At 43.9% G+C, this 6,496-nt stretch carries 6 protein-coding genes; 1 reads left to right on the top strand and 5 read right to left on the bottom strand.

Annotated features, from left to right (window positions below):
• From VMW78_04080 to VMW78_04060, 5 genes are all read right to left on the bottom strand, one after another.
• The coding region (locus VMW78_04080; protein HUV50182.1) for a hypothetical protein at positions 1–564 on the bottom strand (564 nt) is incomplete at its 3' end.
• Between the two features lie 108 nt (positions 565–672).
• Complete coding sequence (locus VMW78_04075) at positions 673–1,056, bottom strand: four helix bundle protein (GenBank protein HUV50181.1); 384 nt, start codon at positions 1,054–1,056, stop codon at positions 673–675.
• A gap of 214 nt (positions 1,057–1,270) precedes the next feature.
• Positions 1,271–2,692, bottom strand: a complete 1,422-nt coding sequence (locus VMW78_04070) for a YncE family protein (protein HUV50180.1) — start codon at positions 2,690–2,692, stop codon at positions 1,271–1,273.
• 7 nt (positions 2,693–2,699) lie between these two features.
• Positions 2,700–4,067 carry a 6-bladed beta-propeller gene (locus VMW78_04065; GenBank protein ID HUV50179.1) on the bottom strand — a complete coding sequence of 456 codons (1,368 nt, stop codon included), beginning with the start codon at positions 4,065–4,067 and terminating at the stop codon, positions 2,700–2,702.
• 238 nt (positions 4,068–4,305) lie between these two features.
• Positions 4,306–5,187: an OB-fold nucleic acid binding domain-containing protein gene (locus tag VMW78_04060; protein ID HUV50178.1), complete on the bottom strand. Its 882-nt coding sequence runs from the start codon at positions 5,185–5,187 to the stop codon at positions 4,306–4,308.
• Between the two features lie 533 nt (positions 5,188–5,720).
• On the opposite strand from VMW78_04060, the gene VMW78_04055 reads away from it, so the two are divergent.
• Positions 5,721–6,496 (top strand): radical SAM protein (locus VMW78_04055; GenBank protein ID HUV50177.1); only part of this gene is annotated, 776 nt, incomplete at its 3' end.

Here is a 6,496-nt window from a genome sequence, read left to right as displayed (position 1 = left end):
ATTGTTTCTATAATCGTAGTTAAAATTCAAAAATTTATATGTATAGTCCATGCTTCCGGAAAAATTAGTGGTTTTGGTGTCTGTTTCGTGTACCGCGAGGTGATCGTAGTTTTTGTCTTCATTGTAGCGGAGTCGCACTTTGGGGTATTTCTCGGACTTTGTGGAGAGATTTGCGCTCCATGATTCGGTTGTAAAGCGGTTTTCATCTGTCGCCATGGTCAGGATATCAAGGCCTTTTTCAGTGATCCGATAGCCTGTGTCAGCATCAAAATATTCATTCTTTAGATTGAGCCGTATATCCGGGGTCAACTGCGTTGTTTTGGTATTGTTTGTCTCGTTTACATTAACACCAAGGTTAGCGGAAAGGTTGACCTTAGGAGTGAATTCCTTATTCACTCGAAGATTATAGTTCTGGGTAAAGCCCCAGGTGCTTGTCTCTTCTTCACCGCTCTTTGTTTCGGTTGAGAGATAAGTAAGGTTTGCCGAGCCGCTGATATCATCTCCGGCCCAGGCTCCCTGGAAGCAGACCAGGGTCAGTAAAAAAACAATAATACAGTATCTCATATCATACATTTCACATATCTTCAGTAATCAACGACTCAAGGACATCCGACCTTCATGGAATTAAGCATCGCTCAAAGCAGAAAGTTAGAAGATCAGAAGGTTAGAAAGTTAGTAACAAAATTTTTCAGCGTTCATTTCCATGGAATTTAACATTGCAATCAATTGCTCATATTCATTATCAAGTTTATCGAAAACATCTTGCTTGATGTAGCGACAGGCAAGGCAGAATTCCAGCCAGCACTGTGTCTCAGAGGCTTCCTGCATTGAATCTGTAATCTTATTTTTGAAGACAGCCAAATAACGCCTTTTCCGCCATCCTTCCGCCAAGTTGGCACATACAGAACGCGATGACCTTCGAATTTGATCTACCATGGAGAACCTTTCTTCCGGAGGAAATTTTTTCGTAACTTCAAATACCTGCATTGCCGCATCAAAAGCCCGCCTGTAGACTTCAAGATCCCGAAAATGACGTATACTCTTTTTTCTCTCCAAACGTTCTCCTTGTCTCACCCTCTAATCTTCTAATCCTCTAACCTTCTCACCCTCTCACCCTCTAACCCTCTAACCCTCTCACCCTCTCACCCTCTCACCCTCTCACCCTCTCACCCTCTCACCCTCTCACCCTCTCACCCTCTAACCCTCTCACCCTCTAACCCTCTAACCCTCTCACCCTCTCACCCTCTCACCCTCTAACCTCTGCTTTTATTTACTCCTCAATCAGAGCGATCCCGTGCGGCTTTCTTCCCACCTGAATCACCTTCTTGATATTGTATGTCGGCAGGTCTATAACAGACACATCCTCTGACATCGAATTTACGACATAAAGTTTTCTTCTCGGTCGGTCAATGGCCATCTTTGAAGGAAGGTCACCTGTTGACACGCTTCTGGTCACCAGACCCATAGCCGGGTATACAAAAGAAATCTCATTGCTGTCTGCATTCGATACATAGACGTGTTCTCGCAGACCGGACAGGAGCCATGTGGGCTTTTGCCCAACAGATATCGTCTTTGTGGTTGTATAAGAAGGGATGTCCAATACATAAATACTATTTGAGCCTGAATTGGCTACATACAGCTTATCTTCGTGGATAACCATGCCGGTTGGATTAAAACCGACTGTTACGGTATTTTCCACAGTGCTGGTATCCACATCAATGATCGATATTGAATTTGACGATTTGTTTGCCACATAAATCTTATTCCTGTCTTGATCGACTACAATGCCTGCCGGGTTGTTTCCCACTGATATGGAACCGGTTACCATATTGGAAACAGTATCTATAACAGAGATATTGTCTGAATCCGGGTTGGTCGCGTAAAGTGTCAGACCGTCTCCGGACAGCGCTAATTCAACAGGACTATATCCAAAATTACTGATTGTGTTGATTACTCTGTTTACAGCAGTATCAATAACCGAAATGTTACCGGCGCCGGAATTTGCTACATAGATCCTGCTACCGTCCGGGCTTGCCGCAATTCCCACAGGCGATTGATCTACCGCAATGGTTGCCACCACGATGTCCTGCTGTCTGTCTATAATGGTAACGCAGTTAGAGTCCGAGTTCGTTACGTAGAGCAAAACATTCTTAATCTCTATGCCCTGTTTCCGCAAGGTCATCTGTGGTCTGAAAAGGTATTTATCAAAAACAGACTCTTCGGGATTCCAGTCTGCAAAAAGCGCGAAGCTCTCTCTGGAAAACACGGAAAACTCCATATCAAAGAAATAGTTTTCTTCCGGCTGGGAAAGGGCTAAACTGAAGATTTTTCCATCCTTTTTCAGTTTTGCCTCGGAAATTGTCCATTTTATCTGTTCATACTTTCCGGCAGGCAGATAAAACTCATGTAATTTGATCTGACGCTGCGCGAGACCGTCAGAATGAATCTGCTTATCCACAGCCACATCGATCCACTCTCCCTCCTTGTTCCTAAAGCTCATGCCCGAGATAGAAAAGGAGATATCAAATGCAGGTTTTTGGGGACACGAAAGATAGAAGAAGACCTGACCCTTATTGGCTAACTGGATATCCATCGAAGTGGGTTCGAAAATACATGCCTGGATGGAAACTGCGGCCAGCACAACCATTATCAAACGAAAATTCAGGGATTTTGCCGCAATTATTTTCCTCATAACATCCTCATTTCTTTTTTTCAAACATGACTTTCCCGCGATAGATTCCGCATAACCAGCCTGTACGCCCGGATCCGGTTTTTATAAGATACCATGAAGTTAATTCATTATGTTTATCCTGGCCCAGGATTTCAAATTCTTCGCCTTTTTTCATCAACCGAATGATTCTGCTGCTTGCAGCGCTTTTTTCCCGCAGGTTCATGTTTGCAGTCAAGATATAATACTGTGCAGCCATTTGCTCTGCTAATTCTTCTCCGGCAGGAGCTTCCGGTTTGGTCTCTTTGACTAATTCTTTTGCGATGATATCTTCTGGTTTAACCTTTTCAGCTACTGCAACAGATGGAAACTCTTCCAGTTTAAGGACCTGAACACGATTGTTAAAAGTGTCCGCGACCAGCACATCCCCAGAGTCGTCCGTAGCAATATCGCTTGGGTACTGAAACCAGCCTTTGCCCCAGCCCTTGCCGCCAAGGTCAAACAAGAAACGCCCGTCTTCTGAATAGGCATTTGCGGTATGGCGCATGTAGTCGATCACATAAATCCTTTTGTTGCGATTATCCAGGGTTATTCCTCTTGGCCGGCTCAGCTTGCCGGAACCTCCACCTTTCTGGCCGAACTTAAACAGGAAATTCTCCTTGTCATCATATACGTAAATACGCCCCATGTCTTCACTCAAAAGGTATATCCTGCCGGACCTGTCTATCTCCACATCACATATTGTGGCCTTTTGCTCTTCGCCTTTCCCTAATCTGTCAACAGGGCTCAGGAGATGGGAAAACGTGCCGTCCTTATTCAAAACCACCACGCCATGAAAGCTGTTGCCGGTCACGTAAAACCGACCGACCTTGCTTATGGCAATGTTTTTTGGGCTAAAACCGTCCGAATTTTCAAACCCCTCAAAAAAAATATCCTTCTTCCACCTTAATGAAGGGCTCAATATTGATATCCTTGCTCTTTTCTGTTTTGAGCCGGATGACTGGGAAACAAAAATGTATCCCTCCGGATCAACGGCCAGACCTATTGGTGATTCGATGCCATTTGACTTGTCGATACAAAGGAGCGGGTAAAAGTCATAGGTATATATCAATATTCTGTTGTTTCCGGAATCCGTGATATATATCTCATTTTTTACGGAATCAAAGAATAATTGGGATGGATAAGACAGGATCAGGCCATTATAGTCCTCCCTGATAATATAAAGGCAGGTGATTTTTTTCGGCTTCAATTGATCAGTGGGCGCGGGATCAGTGGGCGCGGGATCAGTGGGCGCGGATTCATGCGGGATGTCGGTCTTTTGCCCGGCGACAGAGCATTGGACAGAGAGCCATAGGCTAAACAGGAAGATGCATATTATAATCTGGGTTGAGCGGTTCAATGTTCACGGTTCCCGGTTCACAGTTTTTTTAATGAATTTTGTAATGATTGAAGCAAGTTAATTTGTAACTACTCGGGTGGATAGGCTGAAGGCTGAAGACTGTTAGGAAAAAGCGCGTTTTAAAGCCATAGTTTGATGCAAGAATCAGATATTTCCGCCAAAATACGGCAATCGTGCTCTTCTGACCCCTTTAGCCTTCAGTCTAAACAGCTTCAGCCTGACTATGTGAGTAGTTACGTTAATTTTTCAATTTTTCAACAGAAGCATCTTCAATAAGAGCGGCAAAGACATAGCCTGATCCCAGATCATTGTCTACGCTCAGAGTACCCTGGACGATAATCTCGTCACCGACATCTACAGTTTCAATGGTAGTTGCCGTTAGATCGTTGTTCATTTTCTCGGCGCTTCCAGTGCCGTCTTGAATGTGAATCCAGTTTTTCCCCATAATATTGGGCAGGAATTTGACGACCTTTGCCCGCACCTTGACAGTACTCTTTGCCAGCGCTTTTTTCCCCGCATATATTTCTTCAATTGTATATGCATGGTCGCCGGTGGCCTTGATCACCCTGATGTCCTGGAGCATTGCCCCTGATTTGCCTGCTCCGGTTCCTGGTCCTGGCATAGCGCCGCCCTGAGGCATAGCGCCCGGCATCATACCTGGAGGCATCCCACTTTCGTTGTAGGCAGGTGTTTCCGCATTGGGCAAAGAGCTGCGTGCATTGCTGTCCTTTGAGAAGGGAACAGCAAATAATATGGTTGCAAACGTCTTGTCCAGTATTTTGCTGTGAAAATCCTTCATCACTATGATGTTGGCAAGTTCTATCTCGCTTCCTGTTTCAACCGATGTCTTTGGTATAGCAGCCCATATCCGGCCTGTAGAATCCTTTAAATCAAGATATGTATAATTTGTTACGTCTTTGAATTCCACAATGGAAGCCTTTAATACAGCATCCTTGGTATCGACTGTCTTGTAATTTTCTTCAATCATGGCGATTGTAAGAGCTGCTACAGAAGATGTGCTTTTTTCCTCCTTTGTTTTGTCTTTACATCCCAATGCTACAATAGCAAACCCGCATAAAAGAGATATTACCAATAACAACTTTGTTTTGCTCAAGATCATATTTTTCTCCTTCCTTTTATTATTGATGAATTCGTAAAAAAACGAATTCATCAGGTATTAAGTGTAAAGTGTTAGGTGTTAGGTTAAAGCAATTGCCTGTTTAATCATACCCTTAACACTTTACGCGGTTCGCAAAAAGTGGTTCCTCGACTTTTTACGAATTCATCATTATTAATTACCACGAAGAAACTTTTTCTTTATCTTCGTAAAAACACCGCCGTGCGCGCCTCCTTAGTTAATGGCATTGAGCTTCAACTTGCATAAGAAAAGAGAAAGCGCCATAAACACAAAAAGTTTATTTACCCTAAGTCATAGAGATTTTCAAGGAAATTCAGTAATTGTGCTAAAAATCAAGGCAAACTTGCGCTCGCTTTGCAATGTATGTATTCAGGACTTGATATGTGTATCATTACATCGTATTATCGCTAACACCGCAGCAAGCTACGGGAAATGCGCTCGCTATTGCGGTTCAACCATTCCCCTGCTCGGCTGCTCGACTAAAATTGTATAACCAACATTGGAACTAACCGGTTATGGCTGCTATATTTCTTGCTAATGCCCCATATTCCCTTAAAGAAAGATATGGCAATCTGGCTTCTGTCGGAGCCACCCTTCCACATCTTGGTTTGCTTATGTTAGGAGCAGTTTTGCGTGAGGCAGGACACCGTGTTCGAATTCTGGATGCCTCGGCCCAGGGTTTGGGCTATGAAGAAACGCTTGAAGAGGTAAAAAAATTTCAGCCTGATATAATCGGGCTCACTGCAGTAACGCCTTCGATTATCAAAACCGTAAAACTGGCCTCAATGATAAAAGATATCTGTCCAACCACACCTATAATCATCGGTGGGCCGCATTTTACCGCTGTCCCTGAGCAAACGCTCATGGACTACCCTGTTTTTGATTATGGTGTTGTGGGGGAGGGTGAAGATACTGTGGTCGAGTTAGTTGAAGCTCTGTCTGCTGATAAAATACCATCACACGTAGCAGGGGTGGCATTTCGGGGCAACGGGGAAATCAGATTCACACCTTCTCGCCAGCCCATTAAGAGCCTTGACTCTCTTCCATTTCCTGCCTGGGAGCTTTTGGATAGTTTCCCTACCCGCTATAATCCGGCGCTTTTTAAATACAAAAAACTCCCTGCAACACACATCATATCCGCGAGAGGCTGCCCCAATAAATGTATTTTTTGCGACACCTCTGTTTTTAGTCGTCAGATCAGGTTTCACAGCTCAGAATATGTTCTGGAGATGATCGGTTATTTGATAAACAATTTCGGAATAAAGGAGATTATTTTTGAAGATGACCAGTT

The organism is Anaerolineae bacterium (genome assembly GCA_035529315.1).
Classification (GTDB): Bacteria; Desulfobacterota; Desulfobacteria; order Desulfobacterales; family ETH-SRB1; genus Desulfaltia.
This window is presented reverse-complemented; position numbering and strand designations above follow the sequence as displayed.

Coding starts and splice junctions, on each gene's coding strand:
- VMW78_04070 (HUV50180.1), bottom strand. CDS start 2,692: ATGAGGAAAATAATTGCGGCAAAATCCCTGAATTTTCGTTTGATAATG.
- VMW78_04060 (HUV50178.1), bottom strand. CDS start 5,187: ATGATCTTGAGCAAAACAAAGTTGTTATTGGTAATATCTCTTTTATGC.